This window comes from Mesorhizobium sp. 113-3-9 (assembly GCF_016756515.1).
Lineage (GTDB): Bacteria > Pseudomonadota > Alphaproteobacteria > Rhizobiales > Rhizobiaceae > Mesorhizobium.
The window spans coordinates 5,146,680-5,173,311 of record NZ_AP023246.1 but is presented as its reverse complement, the minus strand read 5'-3'; the positions used below and the strand labels follow the sequence as shown (position 1 = coordinate 5,173,311).

Annotated in this window: 32 protein-coding genes and 1 tRNA gene; 26 read left to right on the top strand and 7 right to left on the bottom strand. The window is 62.7% G+C overall.

Going from position 1 to position 26,632, the window contains the following annotated elements; genetic code table 11:
- Window positions 1-73: 73 nt before the first annotated feature.
- The 13 genes from nrdR to MesoLj_RS25375 all read left to right on the top strand — a co-directional run bounded on the left by nrdR (window position 74) and on the right by MesoLj_RS25375 (window position 11,603).
- The gene (gene nrdR, locus MesoLj_RS25435) at window positions 74-553 is read left to right on the top strand and encodes a transcriptional regulator NrdR (protein WP_056562515.1); all 480 of its coding nucleotides are present in this window, start codon (window positions 74-76) and stop codon (window positions 551-553) included.
- A 2-nt stretch (window positions 554-555) separates the two neighbouring features.
- Window positions 556-1,686, top strand: a complete 1,131-nt coding sequence (gene ribD / locus MesoLj_RS25430) for a bifunctional diaminohydroxyphosphoribosylaminopyrimidine deaminase/5-amino-6-(5-phosphoribosylamino)uracil reductase RibD (RefSeq protein ID WP_202322967.1) — start codon at window positions 556-558, stop codon at window positions 1,684-1,686.
- Window positions 1,687-1,696: 10 nt separating this feature from the next.
- Entirely contained in the window at window positions 1,697-2,314 is a 618-nt protein-coding gene (locus tag MesoLj_RS25425) for a riboflavin synthase (protein WP_140767922.1), read from the top strand.
- 75 nt (window positions 2,315-2,389) lie between these two features.
- A complete protein-coding gene (locus MesoLj_RS25420; protein ID WP_140767921.1) occupies window positions 2,390-2,650 on the top strand; it encodes a CopG family ribbon-helix-helix protein in 261 nt (86 codons plus the stop codon).
- Window positions 2,650-2,925: a type II toxin-antitoxin system RelE/ParE family toxin gene (locus MesoLj_RS25415; protein WP_140767920.1), complete on the top strand. Its 276-nt coding sequence runs from the start codon at window positions 2,650-2,652 to the stop codon at window positions 2,923-2,925. Before MesoLj_RS25420 ends, MesoLj_RS25415 begins: the two co-directional genes overlap by 1 nt.
- Window positions 2,926-3,006: 81 nt before the next feature.
- Window positions 3,007-3,501 (top strand): 6,7-dimethyl-8-ribityllumazine synthase, encoded by a 495-nt coding sequence (ribH, locus tag MesoLj_RS25410; RefSeq protein ID WP_202322966.1) that lies wholly within the window; start codon window positions 3,007-3,009, stop codon window positions 3,499-3,501.
- The gene (nusB, locus tag MesoLj_RS25405; protein WP_056562492.1) at window positions 3,498-3,998 is read left to right on the top strand and encodes a transcription antitermination factor NusB; all 501 of its coding nucleotides are present in this window, start codon (window positions 3,498-3,500) and stop codon (window positions 3,996-3,998) included. The genes ribH and nusB overlap by 4 nt, the downstream gene beginning before the upstream one ends.
- Entirely contained in the window at window positions 3,995-5,212 is a 1,218-nt protein-coding gene (locus MesoLj_RS25400) for an MFS transporter (RefSeq protein WP_202322965.1), read from the top strand. The genes nusB and MesoLj_RS25400 overlap by 4 nt, the downstream gene beginning before the upstream one ends.
- Before the next feature lie 174 nt (window positions 5,213-5,386).
- Entirely contained in the window at window positions 5,387-6,298 is a 912-nt protein-coding gene (gene osmF / locus MesoLj_RS25395) for a glycine betaine ABC transporter substrate-binding protein OsmF (protein ID WP_140767918.1), read from the top strand.
- A gap of 55 nt (window positions 6,299-6,353) precedes the next feature.
- Window positions 6,354-7,517, top strand: coding sequence for an ABC transporter permease (locus MesoLj_RS25390; RefSeq protein WP_202322964.1), 1,164 nt, complete (start codon window positions 6,354-6,356; stop codon window positions 7,515-7,517).
- Window positions 7,514-8,452 carry an ABC transporter ATP-binding protein gene (locus MesoLj_RS25385; RefSeq protein ID WP_140767916.1) on the top strand — a complete coding sequence of 313 codons (939 nt, stop codon included), beginning with the start codon at window positions 7,514-7,516 and terminating at the stop codon, window positions 8,450-8,452. Before MesoLj_RS25390 ends, MesoLj_RS25385 begins: the two co-directional genes overlap by 4 nt.
- Window positions 8,449-9,198 (top strand): ABC transporter permease, encoded by a 750-nt coding sequence (locus tag MesoLj_RS25380; RefSeq protein ID WP_202322963.1) that lies wholly within the window; start codon window positions 8,449-8,451, stop codon window positions 9,196-9,198. Before MesoLj_RS25385 ends, MesoLj_RS25380 begins: the two co-directional genes overlap by 4 nt.
- Window positions 9,199-9,461: 263 nt before the next feature.
- Complete coding sequence (locus MesoLj_RS25375) at window positions 9,462-11,603, top strand: sodium-translocating pyrophosphatase (RefSeq protein ID WP_056562478.1); 2,142 nt, start codon at window positions 9,462-9,464, stop codon at window positions 11,601-11,603.
- Window positions 11,604-11,686: 83 nt separating this feature from the next.
- Here MesoLj_RS25375 and MesoLj_RS25370 read toward each other — a convergent pair whose 3' ends face one another.
- The 3 genes from MesoLj_RS25370 to MesoLj_RS25360 all read right to left on the bottom strand — a co-directional run bounded on the left by MesoLj_RS25370 (window position 11,687) and on the right by MesoLj_RS25360 (window position 13,907).
- A complete protein-coding gene (locus tag MesoLj_RS25370; protein ID WP_244735159.1) occupies window positions 11,687-12,751 on the bottom strand; it encodes a glycosyltransferase family 2 protein in 1,065 nt (354 codons plus the stop codon).
- Window positions 12,687-13,232: a dTDP-4-dehydrorhamnose 3,5-epimerase family protein gene (locus tag MesoLj_RS25365; protein ID WP_202322962.1), complete on the bottom strand. Its 546-nt coding sequence runs from the start codon at window positions 13,230-13,232 to the stop codon at window positions 12,687-12,689. The genes MesoLj_RS25370 and MesoLj_RS25365 overlap by 65 nt, the downstream gene beginning before the upstream one ends.
- A gap of 159 nt (window positions 13,233-13,391) precedes the next feature.
- Window positions 13,392-13,907 (bottom strand): outer membrane protein assembly factor BamE, encoded by a 516-nt coding sequence (locus MesoLj_RS25360; protein WP_140767913.1) that lies wholly within the window; start codon window positions 13,905-13,907, stop codon window positions 13,392-13,394.
- A gap of 114 nt (window positions 13,908-14,021) precedes the next feature.
- Here MesoLj_RS25360 and MesoLj_RS25355 point away from each other — a divergent pair, with 114 nt between their 5' ends.
- The 7 genes from MesoLj_RS25355 (at window position 14,022) to MesoLj_RS25325 (ending at window position 18,862) form a co-directional block, all read left to right on the top strand.
- Window positions 14,022-14,567 (top strand): ubiquinol-cytochrome C chaperone family protein, encoded by a 546-nt coding sequence (locus MesoLj_RS25355; RefSeq protein ID WP_140767912.1) that lies wholly within the window; start codon window positions 14,022-14,024, stop codon window positions 14,565-14,567.
- Complete coding sequence (locus tag MesoLj_RS25350) at window positions 14,567-15,115, top strand: YceD family protein (RefSeq protein WP_202322961.1); 549 nt, start codon at window positions 14,567-14,569, stop codon at window positions 15,113-15,115. The genes MesoLj_RS25355 and MesoLj_RS25350 overlap by 1 nt, the downstream gene beginning before the upstream one ends.
- Before the next feature lie 113 nt (window positions 15,116-15,228).
- Window positions 15,229-16,299 (top strand): phosphate acyltransferase PlsX, encoded by a 1,071-nt coding sequence (gene plsX / locus MesoLj_RS25345; RefSeq protein ID WP_202322960.1) that lies wholly within the window; start codon window positions 15,229-15,231, stop codon window positions 16,297-16,299.
- 9 nt (window positions 16,300-16,308) lie between these two features.
- Window positions 16,309-17,280, top strand: coding sequence for a beta-ketoacyl-ACP synthase III (locus MesoLj_RS25340; protein WP_202322959.1), 972 nt, complete (start codon window positions 16,309-16,311; stop codon window positions 17,278-17,280).
- A 101-nt stretch (window positions 17,281-17,381) separates the two neighbouring features.
- Window positions 17,382-17,705, top strand: coding sequence for an integration host factor subunit alpha (locus MesoLj_RS25335; protein WP_010915609.1), 324 nt, complete (start codon window positions 17,382-17,384; stop codon window positions 17,703-17,705).
- A gap of 212 nt (window positions 17,706-17,917) precedes the next feature.
- A complete protein-coding gene (locus MesoLj_RS25330; protein ID WP_027042329.1) occupies window positions 17,918-18,457 on the top strand; it encodes a MerR family transcriptional regulator in 540 nt (179 codons plus the stop codon).
- 102 nt (window positions 18,458-18,559) lie between these two features.
- Entirely contained in the window at window positions 18,560-18,862 is a 303-nt protein-coding gene (locus tag MesoLj_RS25325) for a hypothetical protein (RefSeq protein WP_202322958.1), read from the top strand.
- An 89-nt stretch (window positions 18,863-18,951) separates the two neighbouring features.
- Here MesoLj_RS25325 and MesoLj_RS25320 read toward each other — a convergent pair whose 3' ends face one another.
- Window positions 18,952-19,953, bottom strand: a complete 1,002-nt coding sequence (locus MesoLj_RS25320; protein WP_202322957.1) for an ATP-grasp fold amidoligase family protein — start codon at window positions 19,951-19,953, stop codon at window positions 18,952-18,954.
- Between the two features lie 61 nt (window positions 19,954-20,014).
- Here MesoLj_RS25320 and MesoLj_RS25315 point away from each other — a divergent pair, with 61 nt between their 5' ends.
- On the top strand, window positions 20,015-20,434 hold the full coding sequence (locus MesoLj_RS25315) for a hypothetical protein (RefSeq protein ID WP_202322956.1): 420 nt from the start codon (window positions 20,015-20,017) through the stop codon (window positions 20,432-20,434).
- 162 nt (window positions 20,435-20,596) lie between these two features.
- Here the strand turns inward: MesoLj_RS25315 and MesoLj_RS25310 are convergent, their stop codons facing one another.
- Window positions 20,597-21,211: a hypothetical protein gene (locus MesoLj_RS25310; RefSeq protein WP_202322955.1), complete on the bottom strand. Its 615-nt coding sequence runs from the start codon at window positions 21,209-21,211 to the stop codon at window positions 20,597-20,599.
- Between MesoLj_RS25310 and MesoLj_RS25305 the strand changes: the two genes are divergently transcribed.
- The 5 genes from MesoLj_RS25305 (at window position 21,201) to MesoLj_RS25285 (ending at window position 23,688) form a co-directional block, all read left to right on the top strand.
- The gene (locus MesoLj_RS25305) at window positions 21,201-21,389 is read left to right on the top strand and encodes a hypothetical protein (protein WP_202322954.1); all 189 of its coding nucleotides are present in this window, start codon (window positions 21,201-21,203) and stop codon (window positions 21,387-21,389) included. The two genes, MesoLj_RS25310 and MesoLj_RS25305, sit on opposite strands and share 11 nt — an antisense overlap.
- A 104-nt stretch (window positions 21,390-21,493) precedes the next feature.
- The gene (locus MesoLj_RS25300; RefSeq protein ID WP_202322953.1) at window positions 21,494-21,778 is read left to right on the top strand and encodes a helix-turn-helix domain-containing protein; all 285 of its coding nucleotides are present in this window, start codon (window positions 21,494-21,496) and stop codon (window positions 21,776-21,778) included.
- A 215-nt stretch (window positions 21,779-21,993) separates the two neighbouring features.
- The gene (locus MesoLj_RS25295) at window positions 21,994-22,455 is read left to right on the top strand and encodes a YbaK/EbsC family protein (RefSeq protein WP_202322952.1); all 462 of its coding nucleotides are present in this window, start codon (window positions 21,994-21,996) and stop codon (window positions 22,453-22,455) included.
- Window positions 22,456-22,563: 108 nt separating this feature from the next.
- Window positions 22,564-22,640, top strand: a tRNA-Pro gene (locus tag MesoLj_RS25290).
- A gap of 883 nt (window positions 22,641-23,523) precedes the next feature.
- Entirely contained in the window at window positions 23,524-23,688 is a 165-nt protein-coding gene (locus MesoLj_RS25285) for a hypothetical protein (RefSeq protein ID WP_181179476.1), read from the top strand.
- Between the two features lie 98 nt (window positions 23,689-23,786).
- Here MesoLj_RS25285 and MesoLj_RS25280 read toward each other — a convergent pair whose 3' ends face one another.
- Window positions 23,787-25,037 (bottom strand): O-antigen ligase family protein, encoded by a 1,251-nt coding sequence (locus tag MesoLj_RS25280; RefSeq protein WP_202322951.1) that lies wholly within the window; start codon window positions 25,035-25,037, stop codon window positions 23,787-23,789.
- Complete coding sequence (locus MesoLj_RS25275; protein ID WP_140767900.1) at window positions 25,034-26,569, bottom strand: undecaprenyl-phosphate glucose phosphotransferase; 1,536 nt, start codon at window positions 26,567-26,569, stop codon at window positions 25,034-25,036. Before MesoLj_RS25275 ends, MesoLj_RS25280 begins: the two co-directional genes overlap by 4 nt.
- Between the last annotated feature and the right edge of the window lie 63 nt (window positions 26,570-26,632).

The window sequence follows — 26,632 nt, the reverse complement described above, 5'->3', positions numbered from 1 at the left end:
GGAACTGCTTCAATCCCGGTCGGAAAGGCTCTAAGCCTTTCGCCTCACCAGATTCGCGAACCCAAGGCTTTTCATGCGCTGTCCCTATTGCCAGTCCGAAGATACGCAGGTGAAGGATTCGCGCCCCGCCGAGGATGGCGCGGCGATCCGCAGGCGGCGTGTCTGCCCCGATTGCGGCGGCCGCTTCACCACTTTCGAGCGCGTGCAGTTGCGCGATCTGGTCGTGGTCAAGAAGTCGGGCCGGAAAGTGCCGTTCGACCGCGACAAGCTGCTGCGCTCGGTCGAGATCGCGGTACGCAAACGCAATGTCGATCCCGAACGCATCGACCGCGCGGTGACCGGCATCGTGCGCCAGCTCGAAAGTTCCGGCGAGACGGAAGTGGCGTCCGGCGAGGTCGGCCGGCTGGTCATGGAGGCGTTGAAATCGCTCGATGACGTCGCCTATGTGCGCTTTGCCTCGGTCTACCGCAATTTCCGCGAGGCCAAGGACTTTCACGAGTTGCTGGGCGAACTGAAGGGCGACGAAGACAAGACTGAAGAGGACGCCGGCTGAGCATGGCAGCACCGCAACTGAGCGAGGCCGGACAAGCGGCCCTTGATCGCCGTTTCATGGCCGCGGCCCTGCGGCTTTCGCGCAGGAATGCGGGCAGGACTTCGACCAATCCGTCGGTCGGCACGATCATCGTGCGTGACGATGGCGCGGGGCCGATGATTGTCGGCACCGGCGTCACCGCGGTCGGTGGCCGTCCGCATGCCGAGACCGAGGCGCTGGCCGAGGCCGGCGAGCTCGCGCGGGGTGCCACGGCTTACGTCACTTTGGAGCCCTGCGCCCACCACGGCCGCACACCGCCTTGCGCCAATGCGCTGGTCAATGCCGGCATTGCGCGCGTCGTGGGTGCCGCCAGCGATCCGGACACGCGCGTCTCCGGCAAGGGCTATGCCATTTTGCGCGCCGCCGGCATCGAGGTGGTGGAGAAGGTGCTGGCCGCGGAAGCCGCCGAGCAGATGGCGGGCTATTTGATTCGATCTCTGCGAAAACGCCCGGAAGTGACGCTGAAGCTTGCGCTTTCGAGCGACGGCAAGATCGGCAGGAAAGGCGCTGGCCAGGTTGCGATCACCGGCGAGATCGCGCGTCGCGACGTCTATCTGATGCGCGCGGAGTCGGACGCCATCCTGATCGGCATCGGCACGGCGCTGGAAGACGATCCGGCTCTGACCGTGCGTCTGCCGGGTTTGGAAAACCGTTCGCCGGCGCGCATCATCCTCGATCGTCAGATCCGGCTCCCGGAAGCCTCGAAGCTGGTTTCCGGTGTCGACCGCGTGCCGCTTTATGTCGCTGCCTGCCTTGAGGCGGATCCGCATCTTCGCGCCGCGCTCGAACGCGCGGGCGTACGCTTCATCGGCACTGAAACCCATGACGGCGTCGTCGCCTTGCCGGAACTGCTCGAAGACCTGGCGGCGCTCGGCATGGCAAGCGTGCTGGTCGAAGGCGGCGCTCAGGTCGCCAAGGCATTCCTGGACGAGGGCCTGGTCGACCGCATCGTGTTGTTCCAGGGACCGGAGGCGATTGGCGAGGATGGCATTGCATCGCCGGTCGATGCCGACCATATCCCGGCTGGCTTTCGCAAGCTGCGCGAGATGCGCTTCGGCGAAGACAGCTACGCCGAATGGGTAAGAGACATTTAGGGATCAATCGATGTTTACCGGAATTGTCACCGATATCGGCACCGTTGCGGCCGTCAAGCCGCTCAGCGAAGGCGTCGGCCTGCGCATCGATACCGCCTATGATCCCGAGACCATCGCCATAGGCGCCTCGATCTCCTGCGGCGGCGTCTGCCTGACGGTCACGGCTTTGCCCGAACATGGCTCGAACGCGCGCTGGTTCGAGGTCGAAGCCTGGGAAGAGGCCTTGCGGCTGACCACGGCCTCGGGCTGGAAATCCGGCACCAAGGTCAATCTCGAGCGGGCGCTGAAGATCGGCGACGAACTCGGCGGCCACATCGTGTCGGGCCATGTCGACGGGACTGCCGAGATTGTCGAACGCAAGGACGAGGGCGACGCGGTGCGCTTCACGCTGGAGGCACCGCGCCATCTGGCGAAATTCATCGCCCCAAAAGGCTCCGTCGCGCTCGACGGCACCTCGCTCACCGTCAACAAGGTCGAGGGCACCCGCTTCGACGTGTTGTTGATCCACCACTCGCTGACCGTGACCACCTGGGGTGAGCGCAAGGCCGGCGACCGCGTCAATCTCGAGATCGACACCATGGCCCGCTACGCCGCGCGGCTGGCGGAGGCGGCGAAAGAGGGGCTTTGAGTGCTACCGGCCTCAGCCTCGACCTCGACTTAATCAGTTTTAATCGCTATGATTAAATCTGATTGTGAGGCTCAGATGGATACAAAAGTAATCACCGCTCACGTTCCGCTGCCGCTAGCCGAAAAGGTAGATCAGCTAGCTGCTCGCCTCGAGCGCCCGCGCGGTTGGATCGTCAAACAGGCTCTTTCCGCGTGGGTGGATTTGGAGGAGGAGCGCCGGCGGCTCACGCTTGAAGCATTGGCCGATGTGGATGCAGGACGGGTTATTGACCACCAGGCCGTTCAGGCGTGGGCTGAGAGTCTTGGCACCGACAAGCCGCTGCCGGTGCCTCGTTGATGGAGTTGAAATGGACCAACAAGGCTTTGTCCGACTTGGTCCGGCTCTATGATTTTCTCGCGCCGGCAAATGGCCCGGCAGCCGCTCGCGCCGTGCAGGCGCTTGCTGCGGCACCGACACGGTTGCTCGAGTATCCGCGTATCGGCGAGAAACTGGAAGAGTTCGAGCCACGAGAGGTGCGACGCATTTTGGTAGGCAGCTACGAAATTCGCTACGAAATACAGGACACGACAATTTCTGTGTTGCGCCTGTGGCATACGCGAGAGGATCGATAGGACCGACGTCCATCCCACAATCTTCCGCTTGCGATCAATCCGGCTTCGGCCTAAGTCACCGGCAACCCCCCGGAGATTTTTATGGCAGGCACATCCCAACACGGCAAAGCCTTCATTCGTCCGAAGGCGAAGGCGCATCTGCTGATTGTCGAAGCGCGCTTCCACGACGACCTTGCCGACGCGCTGCTCGAAGGCGCGACAGGCGCGCTCGATGAAGCGGGCGCGACCTATGACGTCATCACTGTTCCAGGTTCGCTCGAGATTCCCGCGGTCATCACCTTCGCGCTGGATGGCGCGGCGGAAGGCGGCACGAATTACGACGGCTTCGTTGCGCTCGGCACCGTCATTCGCGGCGACACCTATCATTTCGACATCGTCGCCAATGAATCCAGCCGCGCGCTGATGGATCTGTCCGTGCAGGACTCGGTCTGCATCGGCAATGGCATCCTGACCACCGAGAACGATGCACAGGCATGGACGCGGGCCAAGCGCTCGGAGGGCGACAAGGGCGGCTTTGCCGCGCGTGCGGCGCTGACCATGATCGCGCTGAAGGAACAATTGGGAGCGCGATCGTGAGCGAACCCGCTTCGCCCGGACAGCCCGCGATACGCCACGCCAACAAGCGCGGTGCCGCCCGTCTGGCCGCCGTGCAGGCGCTCTACCAGATGGATGTCGCCGGCAGCGGTGTCTTCGAGATCACCGCCGAGTACGAGGCGTTCCGGCTTGGCAAGGAAGTTGACGGCGCGCTCTACCGCGAGGCGGATGCGCAATGGTTCCGCGCCATCCTGACCGGCGTCGTCGAGAACCAGAAGACCATCGATCCAATCATCCGCCAGGCGCTGACCGATGATTGGCCGCTGTCTCGGCTCGATTCGACGCTGCGCGCGATTATGCGCGCCGGCGTCTATGAATTGATGAAGCGCGAAGACGTGCCTGTGGCGGTCATCGTCTCGGAATATGTCGACATCGCCAAGGCCTTTTACGAGGAAGACGAGCCGAAGCTGGTCAATGCCGTGCTCGACCGCGTGTCACGCCGGGTGCGCGGCGAGGGGCGCGGCAAGGACGCATCGTGACAGCCATCACCGTCGAGGTGGGCAAGGACGCGCGGCACACCGCTTTGATCCTCGCTGCCTCGCAGGCGATTATCGGCTCGGCGGCACCGATAGCCATCTCCATGGGCGCACTGGCCGGGCAATATCTGCTCGGCGCCGACAAATCGTTGGCGACGGCACCGGTCACCGGCTTCAACCTTGGCGTGGCGCTCGGCGCTTTGCCTGCCGCGGCCATCATCCGCCGGCTGGGCCAGCGCGGCGGCTTCATGACCGGAACCGTCGTCACCGCGCTTGGCGGCCTGATCGCCACTCTGGCGCTTTTCCACGGCAGTTTCTGGCTGTTCGCGTTCGCGCTGCTCGTGATCGGCGTCGGCGGTGCCTTCGTCCAGCAGTTCCGCTTCGCCGCCGCCGACAACGCGCCGCCGGAATTCAAGGCGCGCGCCATCTCCTTCGTGCTGGCCGGCGGCATCGTCACCGCCATCCTTGGGCCGCAGATCGTCATCTTCACCCGTGAACTGTTCGCGCCGGTGATGTTTGCCGGGTCATTCGCCGCTATCTTGCCGCTTGCCGCGGTCGGAGCCGTTATCCTGTCGTTTCTGCGCCTTCCGGCAAAGGCCGCCAGCAAGGTTGATGTTGCCGGCGGCGATGCCAGGCCCCTGGCCGAAATCGTCACCAGGCCGCGCTTCGTCGCCGCACTGTTCTGCGCCGTCGGCTGCTATGCGCTGATGAGCTTCGTCATGACCGGCGCGCCGCTGGCCATGGTCGGGTGCGGCCTGTCGGAGAATGATGCGACGCTGGGCATTTCCTGGCACGTCATGGCGATGTTCGCGCCGAGCTTCTTCACCGGCTCGCTGATCCATCGGTTTGGCGCCGAGCGCATCGTCGCCACTGGCTTGCTGCTGCTGATCGGTTGCGCTGCGGTAGCCTTGTCGGGCCTGGCGCTGTGGCAATTCTGGACGTCGCTTATCCTGCTCGGTCTCGGCTGGAATTTCGGCTTCATAGGCGCCACCGCCATGGTCGCTGCCAGCTACCGGCCGTCGGAAAAGGGCAAGGTGCAGGGTTTTCACGACTTCGCCCTGTTCGGCTCCGTCGCCTGCGCGTCGCTGCTTTCGGGCATGGTCTACAACGCCTGGGGCTGGGAGATGCTGAACTGGATGATCTTTCCGGTCGCCGTTCTGTGCTTTTTGGCACTTGGTACGTTGAAGCTGACGGGCCCGCGCAAATCCGACGCCTGAGCCTCGCCCTGACGTGACATGATGCTGTCAGGATAGCTTCGGTCGAAGTCGCCGCTTCAGAACAAAATTATTGCGCTGATACCCACTCTTATGAAACCGTATGCCCCGACGCCGCGTTTGGGCCATGCTCATATGCGGCCACCGTATTTCGGTTCATAGCAAGGGATTTTCACAATGTTTTCAATCAAGGCTCTGGCTGGCGCGGCGCTCGCGCTCGGCATCACGGCGGCTTCCGCCAGTGCCCAGGTGGTCGTCTCCTCGAAGATCGATACCGAGGGCGGCGTGCTCGGCAACATCATCCAGCTCGTTCTCAACGCCAACAACATCAAGACCACGGACCGCATCCAGCTCGGCGGCACGCCGGTGGTGCGCAAGGCGATCACAGCCGGCGAGATCGACATCTATCCCGAATACACCGGAAACGCCGCCTTCTTCTTCGAAAAGGCCGATGATCCGGTCTGGAAGGATGCCGCCAAGGCCTATGAGACGGCCAAGAAGCTAGACTATGACGCCAACAAGATCGTCTGGCTATCGCCGGCGCCGGCCAACAACACCTGGGCGATCGCGCTGCGCAAGGAAGTGACGGACGAGAACAAGCTCGTCACCCTGTCGGACTTCGGCAAATACGTCGCCGGCGGCGGCAAGGTGGTGCTGGCGGCTTCCTCCGAGTTCGTCAATTCGGCGGCGGCCCTTCCGGCCTTCCAGACCACCTACGGCTTCACGCTGAAGCCGGACCAGCTGATCACGCTCTCGGGCGGCGACACGGCGGCGACCATCGCCGCGGCGGCCAACCAGACCAGCGGTGCCAACGCTGCCATGGTCTATGGCACCGACGGCGGCATCGCGCCGTCCGGCCTGGTTGTGCTCGAGGACGACAAAGGCGTGCAGCCGGTCTACCAACCGGCCCCGATCATCCGCGAATCCGTGCTCAAGGAACATCCCGAGATCGAGACGCTGCTGAAGCCGGTCTTCGCCAAGCTCGATCTCGTCACGCTGCAGGAGCTGAACGGCCGCGTGCAGGTCGGCGGTGAGCCGGTCAAGGGCGTCGCCGAGGACTTCCTGAAGAAGAACGGCTTTCTGAAGTAGGGCGATTCCGGCGCGCTGCATCCGTGGCGCGCCGGAACGACCGGCGGGGGAGGGCGTGAATATCCGTTTCGACAAGCTCGGCGTGGTCATCGCCGCGATCGCCGCCTATGCGGCGTTCCTCGCCCCCTTCGCCACCTTTCGCGCCAACCGGATCGTTCCGGGCCAGGCGCGTTCGATTCTCGAGGCGCTGCCGGCAACCGCCGGGCCATTGCTTTTGGCTATCGTGGTCGTCGCCGCGCTCATAGCACTTTTCAGGACACCGCTTGTGCTACGCCTTGCCGCCGGTGTGGTCGCGCTTGCCGCGCTGGCGCTGCTCGTTGGCGTCGCCGGCACGTTCTTGACGCCGGCCGGCAACACTTTCGCCAGGGTGTCTCCGGCCTCCGGTTTCTGGATTCTCGTCTTTGCCTTCACGCTCTTGCTGGCCGACGTGCTGACGCGCCTGAATTTGTCGCCGTCGGCGCGCGTCGGCGTGCTGGTCGCAGCCGTGGTGGCGATCGGCCTGCTTCTGGTGTCGGGGGCCTGGAACGACCTTTCCATCCTCAAGGAATACGCCAACCGTGCCGACAGTTTCTGGGCCGAAGGCTCCAAGCACGTGACGCTGGCGCTTGGCTCGCTGGCCGCGGCAGTGATCGTCGGGCTGCCGCTCGGCATCCTCTGCCACCGCGTCGAAAAGCTGCGCGCCGGCGTGCTCAACGTGCTCAACATCATCCAGACCATTCCTTCGATCGCGCTGTTTGGCCTGCTGATCGCGCCGCTCGGCTGGGTCGCCATACATGTGCCGGGAGCGGCCGCGCTCGGCATCCGCGGCATCGGCACCGCACCTGCCTTCGTCGCCCTGTTCCTCTATTCGCTGCTCCCGGTGGTGGCCAACACGGTTGTCGGTCTCGCCGGCGTGCCGCGTGCCGCCAACGACGCCGCGCGCGGCATGGGCATGACGGACCGCCAGCGCCTGTTCGATGTCGAATTTCCGCTGGCCTTTCCGGTGATCCTCACCGGCATCCGCATCGTGCTGGTGCAGAATATCGGCCTTGCCACCATCGCCGCGCTTATCGGTGGCGGCGGCTTTGGCGTGTTCGTCTTCCAGGGCGTTGGCCAGACGGCGATGGACCTGGTGCTGCTTGGCGCGGTGCCGACGGTCGCGCTCGCCTTCGCCGCCGCCATCATCCTCGATGCGGTGATCGAAATGACCGCCACCAGGCGCAGGGTTGAAACGGCATGATCGAGATCGAAGGCATTACCAAGCGCTATGATGCGACCACCGTTGTCGACGACGTGTCGATGGTCATCGAGCCACGCACGGTTTGCGTCATCGTCGGCACCTCCGGCTCCGGCAAGACGACGTTGCTGCGCATGATCAACCGGTTGGTCGAGCCAACCGCCGGCATCATCAAGCTCGACGGCGCCGACAATCGCTCGGTGCCCGGCTACGAACTGCGCCGCAGCATCGGCTATGCCATCCAGGGCCATGGCCTGTTTCCGCATCGCACCGTGGCCCAGAACATCGCCACCGTGCCGGTGCTGCTCGGCTGGGACAAGGCCCGTATCAAGGCCCGCGTCGATGAACTGATGACGCTCTACCAGCTTGATCCCGAGGCGTTCGGGCCGCGCTATCCGCATGAATTGTCGGGCGGCCAGCAGCAGCGTGTCGGTGTCGCCCGGGCGCTCGCCGCCGAGCCCAACGTGCTCCTGATGGACGAACCGTTCGGCGCACTCGACCCGATCATCCGCACCAAGGCGCAGGAAGATCTGCTGGCGATCCAGAAGCGTTTCGGCACCACCATCATTCTCGTCACCCACGACATGGAAGAGGCCGTGCATCTGGGAGACAAGATCGCTGTCATGGATGCCGGCAAGCTCGTGCAATACGCCAAGCCCGCCGAGATCCTGGCAAACCCGGCCAGCAGCTTTGTCGAGACCCTGGTCGGCGCCAGCGAGAGGCCATTCAGGCTGCTCTCGCTCGGACGGGTGCGCGACGCGGTGGAAAAGGGCACCGCCGATGGCGAGGCGATCCCCGGTGATGCCAGCCAGCGCGATGCGCTGGCCGAACTCCTGTGGTCGGGCCGGCCGGCGCTGCCGGTAAAAGGCGCCGACGGCAAACCGCTCGGCCGCGTCACGGTGGACGGGCTGGTCAAGCGCGCGGCGAGGCCGGCATGAAAGCCTGGCTGCCTCTGCTGCTGAGGCTTGCCCTAGTGGTGTTGCTCGTGGCCTTTGTCACCAGTCCAGGCTGGTTCGAGCCACTGCTCAAGCCGCTGACCGAAAACAACGCTCCCGCGATCTACAATCAAGGCAGCCTGCTGACGCTGACGCTGCTGCATTTGCGCACCGTGCTGATCGCCACCGTCGCCGCGACCATCGTTGCCGTGGCTCTGGCCATCCTCGTCACCCGGCCAGCCGGCGTCGAATTCCTGCCGCTGTCGCGCAGCCTGGTCAACATCGGCCAGACCTTTCCGCCGGTGGCGGTGCTGGCGCTCGCCGTGCCGGCTGTCGGTTTTGGCGAGAAGCCGACGCTGATCGCGCTGTTTCTCTATGGTCTGCTGCCGATCTTCGAGAATGCCCTGACCGGACTGACGACGCTGCCGGCCAATGTCATGGAGGCGGCGCGTGGTGCCGGCATGACCGGCTGGCAAAGGCTCACCAAGGTCGAACTGCCGCTGAGCGCGCCGATCATCCTGGGCGGCATCAGGCTGTCGGTGGTGATCAGCCTGGCCACGGCCACCATCGGCTCGACCGTGGCCGCCAAGACGCTGGGCGAGGTGATCATCGCCGGGTTGTTGTCCAACAACCTCGCCTTCATCCTGCAGGGTGGCCTGATCGTGGCGGCCCTTGCCGTGCTGATCTATGACGGTCTGTCGGCGGTCGAACGCTACACCGCACGCCGGATGGGCCGCGAGGCGGAATAGTCCTTAGGGGAGCCGGCGGTCCTGTCGCAATGATTCCTTAGCGTCATTTCAATCGATCTAAATGAAAGGCCCATGCGGGCATTGTGGTCGCGGCTTTGTCTTTTGGGCGAAAGCCGGGCAAAAACTGAACAATATCTTGACGTTCCGAGCCCTGTTTCGCATACACCGATGCGAAGAGGTGGATTCCGTGCGCGGATTCCGGTCTTTGTCTCAACGGCCCAGGGAGGGGTTCATTTGGGCCAACAATCGAGGAAAATTTGGCAATGACCATACTTTACGCCGTCATCGCCTGCGGTCTGCTTTCTGTCCTTTACGCTATCTGGGCGACACGATCGGTTCTCGCGTCCGATCAGGGCAATGCACGCATGCAGGAAATCTCCGCCGCCATCCGCGAAGGCGCGCAAGCCTATCTGGCGCGCCAGTACACCACCATCGCCATCGTCGGCGTGGTCGTGCTTTTGCTCGCCTGGTGGCTGCTTTCTATCACCGCCGCGATCGGCTTCCTGATCGGCGCCGTCCTGTCGGGCGCCGCCGGCTTCATCGGCATGCATGTTTCGGTGCGTGCCAATGTGCGCACCGCGCAGGCGGCCTCCAACAGCCTCGCCGCTGGTCTCGACATCGCCTTCAAGTCGGGCGCCATCACCGGCATGCTGGTGGCGGGCCTGGCATTGCTTGGCGTCTCGATCTACTACCTGATCCTGACCGGTCCCATGGGCCTGCAGCCCAATGACCGTATCGTCATCGACTCGCTGGTCTCGCTCGGCTTCGGCGCCTCGCTGATCTCGATCTTCGCCCGTCTCGGCGGCGGCATCTTCACCAAGGGCGCCGACGTGGGCGGCGATCTGGTCGGCAAGGTCGAAGCCGGCATCCCGGAAGACGATCCGCGTAACCCGGCCACCATCGCCGACAATGTCGGTGACAATGTCGGCGACTGCGCCGGCATGGCCGCCGACCTGTTCGAGACCTATGCGGTGACGGTCGTCGCCACCATGGTTCTCGGCGCCATCTTCTTTGGCGGTACCGCCGTTCTCCAGACTGCGATGCTCTATCCGCTCGCCATCTGCGGCGCCTGCATTCTGACCTCGATCGTCGGCACCTTCTTCGTCAAGCTCGGCTCCAACGGCTCGATCATGGGCGCCCTCTACAAGGGGCTCATTGTCACCGGCCTGCTGTCGATCGTCGGCCTCGCCATCGCCACTTCGGCAACGCTCGGCTGGGGCGAGGTCGGCACTGTCGCCGGCATCGTCATCACCGGCAAGAACCTGTTCATCTGCGGCCTTATCGGCCTCGTGGTGACGGGTTTGATCGTGGTGATCACCGAGTACTACACCGGCACCAACAAGCGCCCGGTCAACTCGATCGCCCAGGCTTCGGTCACCGGCCACGGCACCAACGTCATCCAGGGCCTCGCGGTTTCGCTGGAATCGACGGCGTTGCCGGCCATCGTCATCGTCGGCGGCATCATCTCGACCTACCAGCTCGCCGGCCTCTACGGCACGGCGATCGCGGTCACCACCATGCTCGGCCTTGCCGGCATGATCGTGGCGCTCGACGCCTTCGGCCCGGTCACCGACAATGCCGGCGGCATCGCCGAAATGGCGGGCCTGCCCAAGGAAGTGCGCCACTCCACTGACGCGCTCGACGCGGTCGGCAACACCACCAAGGCCGTGACCAAGGGTTATGCCATCGGCTCGGCCGGCCTCGGCGCATTGGTGCTGTTTGCCGCCTATTCGAACGACCTGAAGTTCTTTGCCGCCAATGGCGACAAATACCCCTACTTCCAGGGCATGGGTGAAATCTCCTTCGATCTCTCCAACCCTTACGTCGTCGCCGGCCTGATCTTCGGCGGCCTGATCCCGTATCTGTTCGGTGGCATCGCCATGACGGCCGTTGGCCGCGCGGCGGGCGCTATCGTCGAGGAGGTTCGCAAGCAGTTCCGCGAAGATCCGGGCATCATGGCAGGCACGTCCAAGCCGAACTATGCGCGTGCGGTCGATCTTCTGACCAAGGCGGCGATCCGGGAGATGATTATCCCGTCGCTGCTGCCGGTGCTGGCGCCGCTCGTCGTCTATTTCGGTGTGCTGCTGATCTCCGGTTCGAAAGCATCGGCCTTCGCGGCCCTCGGAGCTTCGCTGCTCGGCGTTATCGTCAACGGACTGTTCGTCGCCATCTCGATGACCTCGGGCGGTGGCGCCTGGGACAATGCGAAGAAATCGTTCGAGGATGGGTTCACCGACAAGGACGGCGTCAAGCACCTCAAGGGCTCCGAGGCGCACAAGGCTTCGGTGACCGGCGATACGGTCGGCGATCCCTACAAGGACACCGCGGGCCCGGCGGTCAACCCGGCGATCAAGATCACCAACATCGTGGCCCTCCTGCTGCTGGCCGTGCTCGCGCACGGCTAACCGGCCGGGCCGGTGGTCCGAAAAAGCCCGCGGGGAGCGATCCCCGCGGGCTTTTCATTTAATGCGTCGGCTTCGACGTGATCTCAACCGCCGCTGGCGTCCGTATCCGGGCGGCTGCCGTAGATCTCCGACAGTTCCCGCACACCCGGCTCGCGCTCGGGCATTGGCGGGAGGCCGCGAATCTCGCGCAGCAGAGCGACGAATGCGCCACGTTTGTGTCGATGACGGAAGGACCGCGCCCTGGGGTGGATGCCGCAAGCCGCGAGCAATCTGCGCCTGAGATAGGTGGCTCTTGTCGAGCGAGGCGGTCCGTCGGCACCGGCAAGAACTCTGACACGCAAGGTGTTGGGCGTCTCCATTGCCGCGACGAGCTCTTCCTGTTCCGTCGCCAGGTCTTCGACATAGCTGCCCCGGCGGTTGCCGGAATGCAGCTTGAGCACGGTCAGATGCGGCATCGTCGCGATGACCGCACCCTTTCGCCAGGCTCGGAACAACCAGTCCTGCGATGACTCGCAGAAGCACTGACTGGCCGGACGCCAGGCCCCCAACCAGTCCAACGCCGTCCGCCGCACAATCTGGGCCGATCCGAACCCGGTCGTTGACGCGGGATCGTAGAAGCCGCCCTTGCCGATCCCGAATATCGAGTTCTTGACAGGCTTGCCATCGACCAGCGGTGGCTCGACAACGACGCCCCTTGCGATCACCACGTCGGCGCCGGTCGCATCGATCCATCCCGTGGTCGCCGCGAGATGGTCCGGAAACCAGAGGTCGTCATGGTTGAGCAAGGCGACGAACCGGCCGCGTGCCCTGGCAAAGCCGATATTGTTGGGGCCGGACTGCTCGCCGAAATTGACCGGGAGGTTGATATAGACGATGCGCGGATCGGCGAATTCGGCGATGACCCCCGCCGTGTCGGGGCGGCAGGCGTCGCCAATCACCAGAATTTCAAAGTCCTGCAGGGTCTGGCCCAGGACGCTGCGCAATGCTTGCCGCAAGGCGGCCGGGCGGTCGTGGGTTGCGATCACCACCGAGACGAGCGGCGACTTCTGCCCGGCTGCATCGGACTGGCCGGGGCGCACCACGCTACACCAGCTTATAGGGGATGTGATCGGTGTCCGGCGGCAGGCGCCAATGGTCAGGCGCGTCATACGCATAGGCCTTGTCGACGAGATTGAGCAGCAGGGCGATCTCCGGCCCGAGCGCCGTCACACCGTGCCACACGCCGGGCGGGATGATGACGATCGCCGGTCGCAACGCGCCGACGATCTTGTGCCAGACAGTGCCGAAGCTGGGCGAGGCCTTTCGGCCGTCATAGAGCGATATGCGCACGCTCCCGACACAGCAGAAGAGCCGATCCAGCGTCGCCTCATGCGCATGCCAGCCGGTTACCGCACCTGGATACATCGTGCGCTGGAAGACCTGGCCGACCGGCGACTGATCGAGATTCCACTCGTCCCGGAATACCTCGGTGAGATAGCCGTTGGACGTCGCGACAGGCCTGATTTCCTTGACCCTGACGCCGTCGATTGCCGGAGGATCGATGGCAAGCCAGTCGGAGGTGACGGTTTGCCTGTCAGACGTGCCGGTGGCCATCCAGCCGTCCGGCGCTACGCGTTCGCCAGTGCTCATTTTCAAAAACCCCAAAGCCCGGGGGATTTGATACGGGCTTGCCCCATTGCTGGCAAGCTGGCCTTGCCTTGGCCAAACAAAAACCCGTGAGATCGCTCCCACGGGTTTTCGGTCGCCTGAGATGTTGCTGCTTTCCGAAAGGAAGCAGGGTTCTGATGATCACGGAGTTCCGCCGCCGGGAATGCTGGGCGCCAGCTTGCTGGCGCCGTTGATGATCTGGCTGAGGAAGTTCTGGTCCTTGCCGCCAGTCGGCGTGGTGCGCGAAATGAAGTCGAAAATCTTGCCGTCCTTCAAGCCGTAATTGGCGATCTGGCTGACGCGGCCGTCGGCCCCGAAATAGACCGCGAGCACTTTCTGGTCGACGAGCCTGGGCTTGTCGAAGGCGACATAGCGTTTGCGGGTTTGCGAAATGTAATAAAACGCCTCGTTGTCGAACGTCGCCGTCGTCGATGGCGTGCCAAGCGCCAGAAGCACCTGCTCGCGGCTGGAGCCGACAGGCACCGAATCGACGGCCTGCTGATCGTAGACATACCCTTGCGTAAACGTCTCGCTTGGATTGAGGTCGCCGATCATCTTGTTGGTGTGGCACGCCGAGAGCGCCGATACGACGAGCAGCAGTGAGATCGCGCCAGCAGGCCTGGACGAGAAGGTCGACTTGAAATTCAGCGCGCGCAACAACAATTCTCCATTATATCGCCGCAACTTGCGCTGGGCCGCAAAACCGGTAAACCAGCTTGCCTGCCGATGCAACAAGGCCAATTCAACAAACGGTCCCCGGAGACCATCCCCATGTTCCAGCGCCTTTTTGGTCGCGAACGCCACGCCAACCGCGCCATCACCGACGCGCTCTACGCACAAATCGTGGCAGCGGCGCGGCAGACTGTATTTTATTCCCATTGGAATGTACCGGACACGCCGCTCGGCCGTTTTGAGATGCTTTCTCTGCATATGTTCCTGTTCCAGCATCGCTTGCGCGGTGAAGACGGCGTGGCGCAGGAGATCGCCCAGGTGCTGATCGACGAGTTCTTCCTCGACGTCGATCATTCGCTGCGGGAGTTGGGCATTGGCGATGTGGGCGTGCCCAAACGCATGAAGAAGCTGGCGAAGATGTTTTATGGCCGTACCGCCGCCTATGATGATGCGCTGGAAAGAAACGACCAGGACGGGCTGACCGCGGCACTTGCCCGCAATGTCCGGCCCGACACCGGCGCGTGGCCGGAGGCATCGCAATTGGCCGACTATGTCGCCGACGCTTGCCGGCAACTGGCCGCTCAGCCGTCCGAATCAATCGTTTCCGGTACGGCGACGTTTCCGCTCGCCAAGGGAGGTGCTTGATGAAACACGCTGATACGCGAAGCCCGGTATCGTTTTTCGCCAATGTCGCCCGCCTGCCGCAGAAGGGCCTGCCCGTGGTGATCGAGGCCGATGCCGCCCAGCGCGCGGCGCTCGCCGGGGAGCATGGGCTGCTTTCGGTGGAAGCCTATCGTGCGGAGCTCCTGGTGGTGTCCTGGAAGCGCAATGGCGTGAAGGTCAGCGGCCGTGTCGAGGCCGACATCACCCAGGCCTGCATCGTCACGCTCGATCCGGTCCAGGCGCATATCGACGAGCCGGTCGAGGCGCTGCTGTTGCCCGAGGACTCCAAGCTTGGACGGCAGGGATTCGAAGGCGGCGGCGAGATACTTCTCGATGCGGACGGGCCCGACAGTCCCGAAACATTTTCCGGCGACACCATCGATGTCGGGGCACTCGCCGAACAGTTCTTCGGATTGGCGATCGACCCTTATCCGCGCAAGCCAGGCGCCTCGCTGGACGCCGGCGGCAGGACCGAAGCGGCTGAGAATGAATTTCAGCAAAAACTGCGATCCTTACTGGGAAAATCCTGAAAACCTCGCCCGCGATGGAAAAGTCGGTTGTGTGAAAACCCAAAACCGCTATTTTCGCCGAACCTTCGCGATCACTAAAGCGACCTGCCGCATAACCGTGAGATAAATACCGCGTGATCAGGATTTCCATCGATGCCATGGGCGGCGATCACGGACCAGCCGTGGTCATTCCGGCGCTCATGACGGTCGCGACCCGCCGTCCCGACATCCGCTTCGTCATCTATGGGCGTGAGGAACTGGTGCGCCCCGAACTGGCCAAGTTCCCCAAATTGGCCGAGGTGAGCGAGTTCTTCCACTGCGAGATCGCGGTAAGGATGGACGACAAGCCCAGCCAGGCGCTGCGCCATGGCCGTTGGAAGTCGTCGATGTGGAAGGCGGTCGAAGCGGTCAAGTCGGGTGCCGCGGACGCCTGCATCTCCGCCGGCAACACAGGCGCGTTGATGGCGATGTCGAAATTCTGCCTGCGCACCATGGCCACGATCGATCGCCCGGCGATCGCGGCATTGTGGCCTACATTGCGCGGCGAAAGCGTGGTTCTGGACGTCGGCGCCACCATCGGCGCCGATGCCCAACAGCTCATCGATTTTGCCATTCTCGGCACCGGCATGGCGCGCTCCGTGTTCGGCATCGCCCGACCGACGGTTGGCCTGCTCAATGTCGGCGTGGAAGAGATCAAGGGCCAGGAAGAGGTCAAGGAAGCAGGACGCATGCTGCGCGAGGCCAACATGGCCTCGATGAACTATCATGGCTTTGTCGAAGGCGACGATATCGGCAAGGGCACGGTCGACGTGGTGGTGACGGAAGGCTTCGCCGGCAATATCGCGCTGAAGACGGCGGAAGGCACCGCGCGCCAGATCGCAGGTTATCTGCGCGCCGCCATGAGCCGCACCCTGATGGCCAAGATAGGCTATGTCTTCGCCAAGGGCGCCTTCGATCGCCTGCGCGAAAAGATGGATGTCGGCCGCTCCAATGGCGGCGTGTTCCTGGGGCTGAGCGGCATCGTCGTCAAAAGCCATGGTGGTGCCGATTCGGACGGGTTCGCCGCCGCGATCGAACTCGGCTACGACATGGTTCGCAACAATCTGCTTGACCGGATCGAGGCCGACCTGGACCTGTTTCATGCGCGCAACCCGCGTGCCCTGTCATCTCGGAAATCCGACGTCGTTACCGACGCGAAGGAATAGGAAAGAACTTTGATCAGATCAGTCGTGCGCGGCACGGGCGCCGCGCTGCCCCGCCGCATCATGAAGAATGCCGATTTCGAGGGCATGGTCGAAACCTCGGACGAGTGGATCGCCCAGCGCACCGGAATCCGCCAGCGTCATATCGCGGCCGACGACGAGACGACGGCTTCCCTGGGCGAGGCCGCGGCCCGTGCCGCCCTTGCAAATGCCGGGCTGATGCCGGACGACATCGACCTGATCGTGCTGGCGACGTCGACGCCCAACAACACATTCCCGGCCACCGCGGTCGAGATCCAGAACAGGCTCGGCATGCATCACGGCTTTGCCTTCGACATGCAGGCAGTGTGCTCCGGCTTCGTCTATGCGGTGACGACAGCCGATCTCTATATCCGTGGCGGCCTCGCCAAGCGCGTACTGGTCATCGGCTCGGAAACATTCTCGCGCATCCTCGACTGGAATGACCGCTCGACCTGCGTCTTGTTCGGCGACGGCGCCGGCGCGCTGGTCCTGGAAGCGGGCGAGGGGGCCGGCACGATTGCCGACCATGGCGTTCTGGCGGCCAGCCTGCGCTCTGACGGCGCGCACAAGGACAAGCTTTTCGTCGACGGCGGACCGTCGACAACGGGAACGGTCGGGCACCTCAGGATGGAAGGCCGCGAGGTCTTCAAGCACGCGGTCGGCATGATCACCGACGTTATCGAGGCGACCTTCGCGGCCGCGGGCATCACCGCTGACGATCTCGACTGGTTCGTGCCGCACCAGGCCAATAAACGAATTATTGACGCTTCCGCCAAGAAGCTCGGGATAGCCGAGCAAAAGGTGGTGGTTACGGTCGATTTGCACGGTAACACCTCGGCTGCTTCCGTGCCGCTGGCACTGTCGGTGGCCGTTGCCGATGGTCGCATCAAGAAGGGAGACCTCGTCCTCCTGGAAGCGATGGGCGGCGGCTTCACCTGGGGTGCTGTTCTGGTTCGCTGGTAAGTGCCGAACGGGTCGGTTTCGGTCCTTGACCTTGCCGGATCAATTACTTAGGCTCAGCCGTTGTTGTGCCGATTTTATGTTTGAGCTGATGGGACGGTCGCATGGGGGGAAAGACACTTACGCGTGCCGACCTTGCGGAGGCCGTCTATCGAAAGGTCGGCTTGTCGCGCACTGAATCCGCCGAACTCGTCGAAGCTGTGCTGGACGAAATCTGCGAAGCCATCGTGCGTGGCGAGACGGTCAAGCTGTCGTCCTTCGCGACGTTTCACGTCCGCTCCAAGAACGAGCGCATCGGGCGCAATCCCAAGACCGGTGAAGAGGTGCCGATCCTGCCGCGTCGGGTGATGACCTTCAAATCGTCCAACGTGCTGAAGAACCGCATCCTGCGCTCGCATCAGAACAGCAAGGCCAAGGGCGGCAAATAGCCTCCATTGGCGGTTGAAAAACGGCGCCGCCATGACGCCGGGCTTGAATATTGCTTCACAAACCGCTGAAATAAGGTCCGATTCGGCAGCATGGCCGGATTGGTGTTCCGCGTATGGTCCATTCCGCGCAACTGGAATGAGCTTTTCTCTTTGGTGAGCGTGATCTCGCTGAATACCGTTCCGGATCACGCTCCAGCGTGAGGATTTCGCCCATGGACAAGAGCCCTGACGCCTTCCGCACCATCAGCGAGGTCGCTGAAGATCTCGACCTGCCCCAGCATGTTCTGCGCTTCTGGGAGACGCGCTTCAACCAGATCAAGCCGATGAAGCGCGGCGGCGGCCGTCGCTACTACCGGCCGCAGGACGTCGAACTGATCAAGGGCATTCGCCACATGCTCTACGACCAGGGCTACACGATCAAGGGCGTTCAGAAGCTTCTGCGCGAAAACGGCAATCACTTCCTCGTCGCCATCGGCAATGGTGACATGGCTGCAGTCGAGGCGATCTCGCAACGGAAGCAGGCCGATCAGGTGCCGCTGACACCGGCGGCGCAGCCGCGTGGCGGAGATGATGAGCTGGTTGGCCAGCCAAGGGTCAAGCCCAGCCGCCGCTTTTTTGGCCTGGGCAAGAGCGACGAGGAAGGTCCGGTTCAGCCGGATGCGTCGAAACTCTCGCGCGACAACCGCGCGCTGCTGCAGGAGGCGCTGTTCGACCTGCTCGAATGCAAGCGTCTGCTTGACCAGGTGCGCTGACCGCCGCACGACGCGTTTTGAAGCCTTTGGGCCGGAACTCGCCTTCGGGTGAGGCGTTACGTTTCCTTCTGCAAGACGCTCAGCAAGACAAGGAAACGCATGATGGCATCATTTTCGACCCTTTCGGACATCGACCTCGAAAAGCAGGTCGCGGCCCTCTCGAGGGAACTCGCGGCGTTGCGCAAGGCAATGTCAAAACGGGGCGGGGCTTACTATGAAGACGGCCGCGATGCCGCTCTTGATACATATTCGGATCTTGCCGGACGTCTGCGGGATGCCATGCCGGCAATCCGCAAACAGGGCAGGGTGATCGAGAAATCGGCCCGCGACCATCCGGCGGCCGCCGCCGCGGTCGGCCTTGTGGTACTCGGCCTGGTCGCCAGCCTGCTTTTCAGCCGACGCTGAGGAGTACTCTGGTCATAAGACAAGGGATTCAGCCAAGAAAATGGCGGCCGACCCCGAAGGGCGAGCCGCCATTGATCCCGGCGGCTTCATCAGGAGTGCTGCGCGGCGTCGGCCTGGCCATTCGCAATGTTGCTCCGGCATCTGGCGCGAAGCGCGTCGGCATAGAGGCGCACAGCCCCCTTGTGAGGCCGGCGCAGGAAGGCTGATTGGTCGAGCCGCCAGAGCCGCTCGATTTCGCTGGCGAACGCCGGATTGGTGGTGGTGCCATAGCCAGCACCGGGATAGACGACGATCTCGCCGGCATAGAGACAAAGGTCGGTGACAAGGAAGTCGACGCGGATGTAGTCGAGGTTGCCGGCGATGGCGGGGGCGATGGATACCGCCTGACGGACATAGTCGAGAAGCTGCGTATTGACGGGCACCGCCTGATCCTCGCGGGGATAGTCTGGATCGCGCCCGGGCAATGGATTGGCGTCCCGGTCAAAAAGCAGCGAACGGCCGGCGGCCTTATCCTCGACCCAGGCATGCGTTACCACGCTGCCGCAGACATGCACCTTGATGTCGGTTGCGACCCTTGCCCCGGAGAGCGCCAGCCGCTCTTCCACGAAAACGGTGGGAACGATCGGCCAATAAGCCCATTCGCCATTGCGGCGGCCATAGCGTTTTCTCAGCCAGTGCCTCGTCTTGGCGATGATGAGGCCGCGACTGGGGTCGCCATCGGCGACGAATATGTTCATCGCGCAGCCATGGTTTGTCTTGACCACCACGGCGCCGGCCAGCAGACCCGGCGGGATGTCGATGGCGTCGCGCCCGCGCCAGAGCGTCTTCGGTATGGGGATCCCGGGGCACACTTCACGGATATGAGCCTTGGCCGCCAGCTTGTCGGTCAGCGTCACGAACAGCGGGTTGCGATCGAGAATCTTTCGCCAAAGCAACAATTCATGGTAGCGCACGGGCGCCGCCGGATTGGGCAGATAGCCCAGTTTCATGAAGAACCGCACGACAAGGGCAGGGTGGCGAAGTGTGAGCCACAATCGGGCAACCGACAGGACAAGGCGGTCTGTCCGGGAGAGGTCGGCCTTGGCCGTCATCGGGATACCTGGCCTGTTCGCGAAAGCCTGATCCGGTACAGTTGCCGGTCAGAAGCATCCCTTGCCGTATCGCGATTTGGCGCGGCGTGAAAGTCTCGCTTCTCGAAGTATTGGAATTGGCGCCGAAATCCTGGCCAGCAGTGTCGTCAGGCGAAATTCGATAGGCCCGGTTCATGTCGGGTCTGGCGGCGCAACCAAGAAGACCAGCCTTGAACAAGAAGCCAAGGCCGGTCTTCTCGTTGGCAGTGTGGTGTCAGGCCTTCTTCATCGTCTTCATGTGGTGGTGGTGATGATGGTGGTGGTGATGGCGGTGATGATGACGATGGTGGTGATGATGACGATGATGCTTCGCCATCGGGGCCGCATCCGCGCTCGTCACGCCGATAGCCGGCACCGTGAAAGCAACTGCAACCGCAAGCCCGAGAGCCGAGAGGAGGGACTTCTTCATGGATCGTTTCCTTTTTTCGCAGGCAGATATTAAATCGGGTCGATAGCCCGACCGCCGCACATGGGATTACGCTCCCGAATTTTTTCGTCAGTATTTCCCGATTGTAGAATTTTGTTTCTGGACTGTTTCCGAAGAAGCCGGCTTTCCAACCATCATCACCAAGGCCGAAAAGCCGCGCTCTTTCCGGCTGTTTGGCTACATCGGCGGGACCACGCCATTGTTTCCCACCACGACGCGGCTGGAGCTCAGCGTCCCGTCGGCCTCACGCTGGGCGGTCACGAAAACCGTTGCGCCCGGCTTGAGATCGGTCGGCGTGGCCGGGGCAAAGGTCACGACGGGCGTGCTGTCGGGGATCGAAATCTTCTTGGTCTGCCCATTGTCGTAGGTCAGTGTCACGGCTCGCCCGCTTATGTCGGTGACGTCCGCCACCGTGCCGTTGGTCATGCGGCTGTTCGGCTGCAGGTCCCACGGGCGGTCACCCTCGCCGGTGCCTTTCAAGGCAGCGGGGAAAATCACGACTTCCAGCGCCCCGCTGCCGCCATCCGCCTTTGAAACGGAAGCGATGCCGAGGAAGTCGCCTTGCTTGATGTCCTTTTCGGAGGCACTGGCGACGCCCGAGATCTTCCAGCCGGTATTGAGCTTGATCGCGGAGGTGTCGCCCTGGCGGGTTTTGACGGTGAGCAGGGAGGGCTCGAAGCTGATCACAGTACCACGAACGCGCAACGCGTCCGCCGCCTGAGCGGTCGCCGCACCGGCGATGAAAAGACTGGAGACCGTGCCGAGCACGAGGAGGGATGCCTTGACGTTCATTGCAGATATCCTTCTGGGAATGGCCTGGCTGGAACCGGATGGTTTTCACGCCAGTGCATCAGAACAACGAACAGGTGGGCCCAAACCTTCGGGCAAAAAGGTGCCGGTCGTTCAAAAGAACTTGATGGCACCGATGTGCGTAAGCTGGCGCGAAGGCGTCCGGTTCACGATAGCGTGACGGTCCGTTTGGCTCTTGGCAAATCACTGGCGAGCGGGCATCTTCCTGCTCGTCTCAGGCAACACTCCATTTTGATCAAACTCTTTCAGCCACCGGAGTTGCCAATGCCCCAAAATGCAAAAATCAATGCCCTCTCCGAACCGTTAGTCAGTGAGATCGGGCCAGATTCCAGTAGCCTCAGAGCAATGCGGGAGACCCGCGGATACAGCTTGGAAGAGCTTTCCCTGACCTGCGGTCTCGCGGTCGGCGAAATTGAGGACATCGAGAACGGCAGGGCTGCCGATCCGGCGAAGCTGCGTCGTATCGCGGCCGCGCTTCGGCTGCCGCAGGATGCTCTCATCGCTTTCGCTGCACCGACACCGGCCGCACAAGGTCGCCCCCTGGCATAAAATCGGCAACCAGCAATGCCGCGGAACCCGTCAAGGCCAGCTTGGCGGGTTTCTTGTTGATGCATCGGCGTTCCCCGGCGGCCGGGCTTGCCGATTCATGAATCGCACGTGTTTATACGTGCCGCATCCAGATTTGCGCCAATCGCTCCTGTGGGTCGGGCGCCCTGTGTGTCGGGCGCCTTGTACGTCGGATTTTGAACCGTGAGTTTTTCGATATGAGCCTGGAATCCGTTCGTGCGTTCTTTGCCGCCCATGCGCCTGATGTCGAAGTCATCGTCACGCAAGCGAGTTCGGCAACGGTGACGCTGGCGGCGGAAGCGCATGGCGTCCTTCCGGCGCAGATCGCCAAGACGATCTGCCTGCGCGTCGGCGACCGCACCATGCTGGTCGTGACCAGCGGCATCGCCAGACTGGACAACCGCAAGTTCAAGGACAGGTTCGGCGGCAAGCCGCGCATGCTGGATGCGGAGGAAGTTGTCGCTGCCACGAGCCATCCGGTTGGCGGTGTTTGCCCGTTCGGCTTGCCGGCGCCTCTGCCGGTCTACTGCGACGTGTCGCTGCGCGAATTTGAAGAGGTCGTGCCGGCCGCCGGGGCCACCAACGCCGCGGTGCGGATCGCCCCGCAGCGCATGGTCGATCTTGTCGGTGCGGAATGGGTCGATGTGTGCCAGGGTTAAGGTAAGGTACTGACGCAGCCGGCTGCCATTGTCTCACAATCTACCTGCAAGATAGTCGCGGAATTCGGTTGACCCGAGCGGGGTTATCACGATACATCGCGACCGGTCCGGAGTGTAGCGCAGCCCGGTAGCGCACTTGACTGGGGGTCAAGGGGTCGTCGGTTCGAATCCGGCCACTCCGACCATTAGTTCCTTGAAATCCCTGGTTTTACCGAAGGCGCCTTGGGCGCCTTTTCTCGTTTTTGAAGCGAAAGGCGCTCCAGTCGCCCGTTTCGGACACGGCGTTCCGAAGAAGTCCCCAACAGACAGCGAATGTTCCTGCGTCGGCGATTCTGAAATTCGTCGGCAAATCCCCTCGCACGTGTAGCACCGTTAAGCGAGAGAGGTGGGCTCCTTACGAATCCGTAAGTCGCGCCCTTGAGCCGATGTCTCATATGTTGACCGCGAACAGCGAACTGATTCAGCCCTTCGCTGTTCCTTGGGTGCCCACACCCGCAGCCCGCTGCACCCCCAAAGAAGTCCCAGCAGCGGGCTGGTGCCCACTGCGAACCAACATTTGTATTTTCATGATGGTGGTTGAGCCGAATTCATTCGGCGAGCGACCGTGTAGGCGAATACTTCCCCACGAGCCTCATCAGTTACGCGAATCCAGTCCCGCGCCCACCTTTGCGAGGCTGCCTCGCAGGTATTCATTTCCGATGCGGCCACGGCAGGACTAGTCGCTTCGACTGCCTTGCATCTGATTACCCGATCGTAGCGCATTTCTGCGACATCGTAGATTGGCATGCTACTCCCCTGCAACCCTTTACCCCAAGAGGTAGTATTGCGCAGCGCAAGCTCGACCGCAAGTGGCAGGCATGGAACAAAGCCGGCTTAGGATATCTCGTCGACGCTTGGGTCGAGACCAAATCCCGGGATCTCCGAAGCTCAAGGCGGCCCGGTGCCTGCGTTGGGATGAATTGGGACACCGGGCCTGACCGGCGGACTGTTTAGGGACCGAACCGCCGGCTGGCAAATCTATGCACTGATACTAATATGGCCGAAGCATGCAAATGAAGGAGCCGCGCGATGAACGAAAAGCCGGAAACGACCTTCGTCGTTTCCGTTTTTGAGAAGCCACATTGGCGCACGGTGTTGACGACGAAAGACAGGGCCCAAGCGTTCGCGATGGCAAAGGGGATTGGTGACAAGGTGCGCGTTGAGACGATCCCGCCGAAGTCTGGCGAGCGGTAGGCTTTGCCGCCATCAATGGCCCGAACGGTGAAACCTGGCCATTTGGAAATGGCACTTCTTCCGGTTCGTCTTGGCTGAACCCTGGGCAGATCGCGCCTTCAGCGTCCTGCTTGAGCCAGAGCCGGCCGCAACAGCCGCTGATGGCGGTACTCCAAGGCGATGGCGCCCCAGATCAGGCCGAGCAGCAGGTAGACGTGGCGCCAGTGATCGATATCGATGAAGGTGCCGAGCCCGATATTGCCGATGAAGGCGACATAGGCGCACAAGAGGTAAGGCTGCCACGGCCGGTCGCGCAGCAGTATGCGGAACCCGGAGGCTATGGTCCACAGTACAAGCGTCAGGAACGACACGAAGCCGAGCCAGCCATAATCCATCAGCATCTTCAGCCAGATGTCGTGGGTGTCCTCGCCGAACATCTTGCCGAAGACCAGCGGCCCGATGCCGAATGGACGCTCCATCGCCATCTGGAAGCCGATTCCGTAGCGGGCGAAACGGCCGAGGCGGGCGGTGTCATAGCTTTGCTCGAGATGCGCACGGTTGGAGAACATCTCCGACACGCCGGGCAATTGCAGGATGACGATGACGGCGATCGTCAGCAACGACAGCGCGGCGATGGTCATGATCACCACGCGCAACCGGAACTTGCCGCTGTTGCTCTGCAGGAACAGGCAGCCGGTGAGCAGGATCGCCGAAACGGCGAACATGCCCCAGGCGCCGCGCGAGAAGGAGAAGAAAATGCCCGATGCGATGATCAGCAGCGGCACCGCCAGCAGCGGCATGCGCGAGACCGGACCGGTCAGGAGCAGATAGAGCAGATAGATGCCGGGCAGCACCAGGAACGGCCCGAAGACGTTCGGATCCTGGAAGGCGCCGGCGGCGCGGTCGTATTTGGTGAAGATCTCGGCGCCGGGAAAGGCATGGAAATAGCCTGCTATGCCGAGCAGCGACGTCGCCACGGCCGAGACGACATAGGCATTGAAGATCAGCCGGTAGAGACCTGGTTGCGTGGCGGTGACCGAGGCGAAGAACACCGCGCTGAAGGCCAGGAACAGCGACACGGAGAGATAGAGGGGCGTGAAGGCGAGGTCCGCCATCTGCGTCATCGAGATCATGCCACCGATGTTCATTGTTACCAGCAGCACCAGCAGCGGCATCGCAGCGCGGGAAATCCGCAAGCCGAAGAGCGCCCAGATGGCGATCAGCCCGGCCATGTAGATTTCGTAAGGCGCCGGCTCGCTGATGACGAAGCCGGACAGGAGGATGCCGAACACCACCGCACTGGAAGAAATCAGCGCGATCAGCTTGGCGTTGACCGCGGCCGGCGGCAACTCATGGGAAATCGCGCTCAATAGGCGTTTTCCGTGTTGAGCAGCCGGATCGGTGTCAGGAACAGGATCCGCAGATCGAACAGCAGCGACCAGTTCTCGATGTAGTAGAGGTCGTATTCCGTCCGCATGCGGATCTTCTCGTTGGTGTCCATCTCGCCGCGCCAGCCGTTGATCTGCGCCCAGCCGGTGACGCCCGGCTTGACCTTGTGGCGGGCGAAATAGCCGTCGACTACCTCGTTGTAGAGAAGGTTGTGCGATTGCGCCGCGATCGCATGCGGGCGCGGGCCGATCAGCGACAGCGATCCCAGCAGCGAATTGACGAACTGCGGCAGTTCGTCGATCGACGTCTTGCGGATGAAGCGGCCCACGCGGGTGACGCGCGGATCGTTCTTGGTCACTGTCTGCTTGGCGGTCGGATCCGACCGGTCGGTGTACATCGAGCGGAACTTGTAGACCTCGATGATCTCATTGTTGAAGCCGTGTCGCTTTTGCTTGAACAGCACCGGTCCCTTGCTGTCGAGTTTTATGGCGATCGCGGTCGCCAGCATCACCGGCGAGAAGACGATGATGCCGATCAGTGAGAAAATGATGTCGAAGGCGCGCTTGGCGACGGAATCCCAGTCGTTGATCGGCTTGTCGAAGATGTCGAGCATCGGCACCGAGCCGATGAAGGAATAGGCGCGTGGGCGAAACTGCAGTGCGTTGGAATGCGCCGAAAGCCGAATGTCCACCGGCAGCACCCACAGCTTCTTCAACAGCTGCAGCACACGCGTTTCGGCGGTCAGCGGCAGCGACACGATCAGCATGTCGATGCGGGCGATGCGAGCGAACTCGATCAGTTCCGAAATGGTGCCGAGCTTGGGATAGCCGGCAACGATGGGCGGCGAGCGCTTGTCGCTGCGGTCATCGAATATGCCGCAGATGCGGATGTCGTTATAGGGCTGTTTTTCGACCGAACGGATCAGGATTTCCGCCGCCTTGCCGCCGCCGACGATGACGGCGCGCCGCTCCATGCGTCCGTCGCGGGCCCAGCGCCGGATCAGCTTCGACATCACCAGCCTGAGGCCGAAGAGGAAGACGAAGCCGACCACGAACCAGGTGCCGAACAGCAGTCGCGAATAGTCTTCCGACATCTTCATGGTGAAAGCCGTCAACGCCATCAGCGCGAAGGTACCGGCCCAGACCAGCAGGATGCGGCTGAAATTGGCGATCGGCCGCATCAGGGAAACGACCTGGTAGCAGTCGGTGACATCGAGCAGAACCACGGCGAGGAACGACGCGGCGGCGATCGTCACCGGATATTGCCAGGCAAGATAGTTGAAGAACCCGACATAGTAGAAATAGACGCAGAGCCCCGAAAGGAACAGGATCGCGAACTCGATCATGCGCAGGACGCCGCTGACCATGATCGGCGACATCGTATCGCGCCGGTATTGCGACGCGACCTGTCGGGCAACATCGTTCATGCCCCCGGGCGCATCGCCATCGGCCGGGCCGTCGAATTTACGCACAGCTTCTGCTGAAAAGCGGCGCGCGGGGTCAATCTCGTTCATGGGACAGTCCGCAAGCTTCCCCTGGGTGATTAGCAAAAGAGAGCTAAGAAACCCTTGAAACAA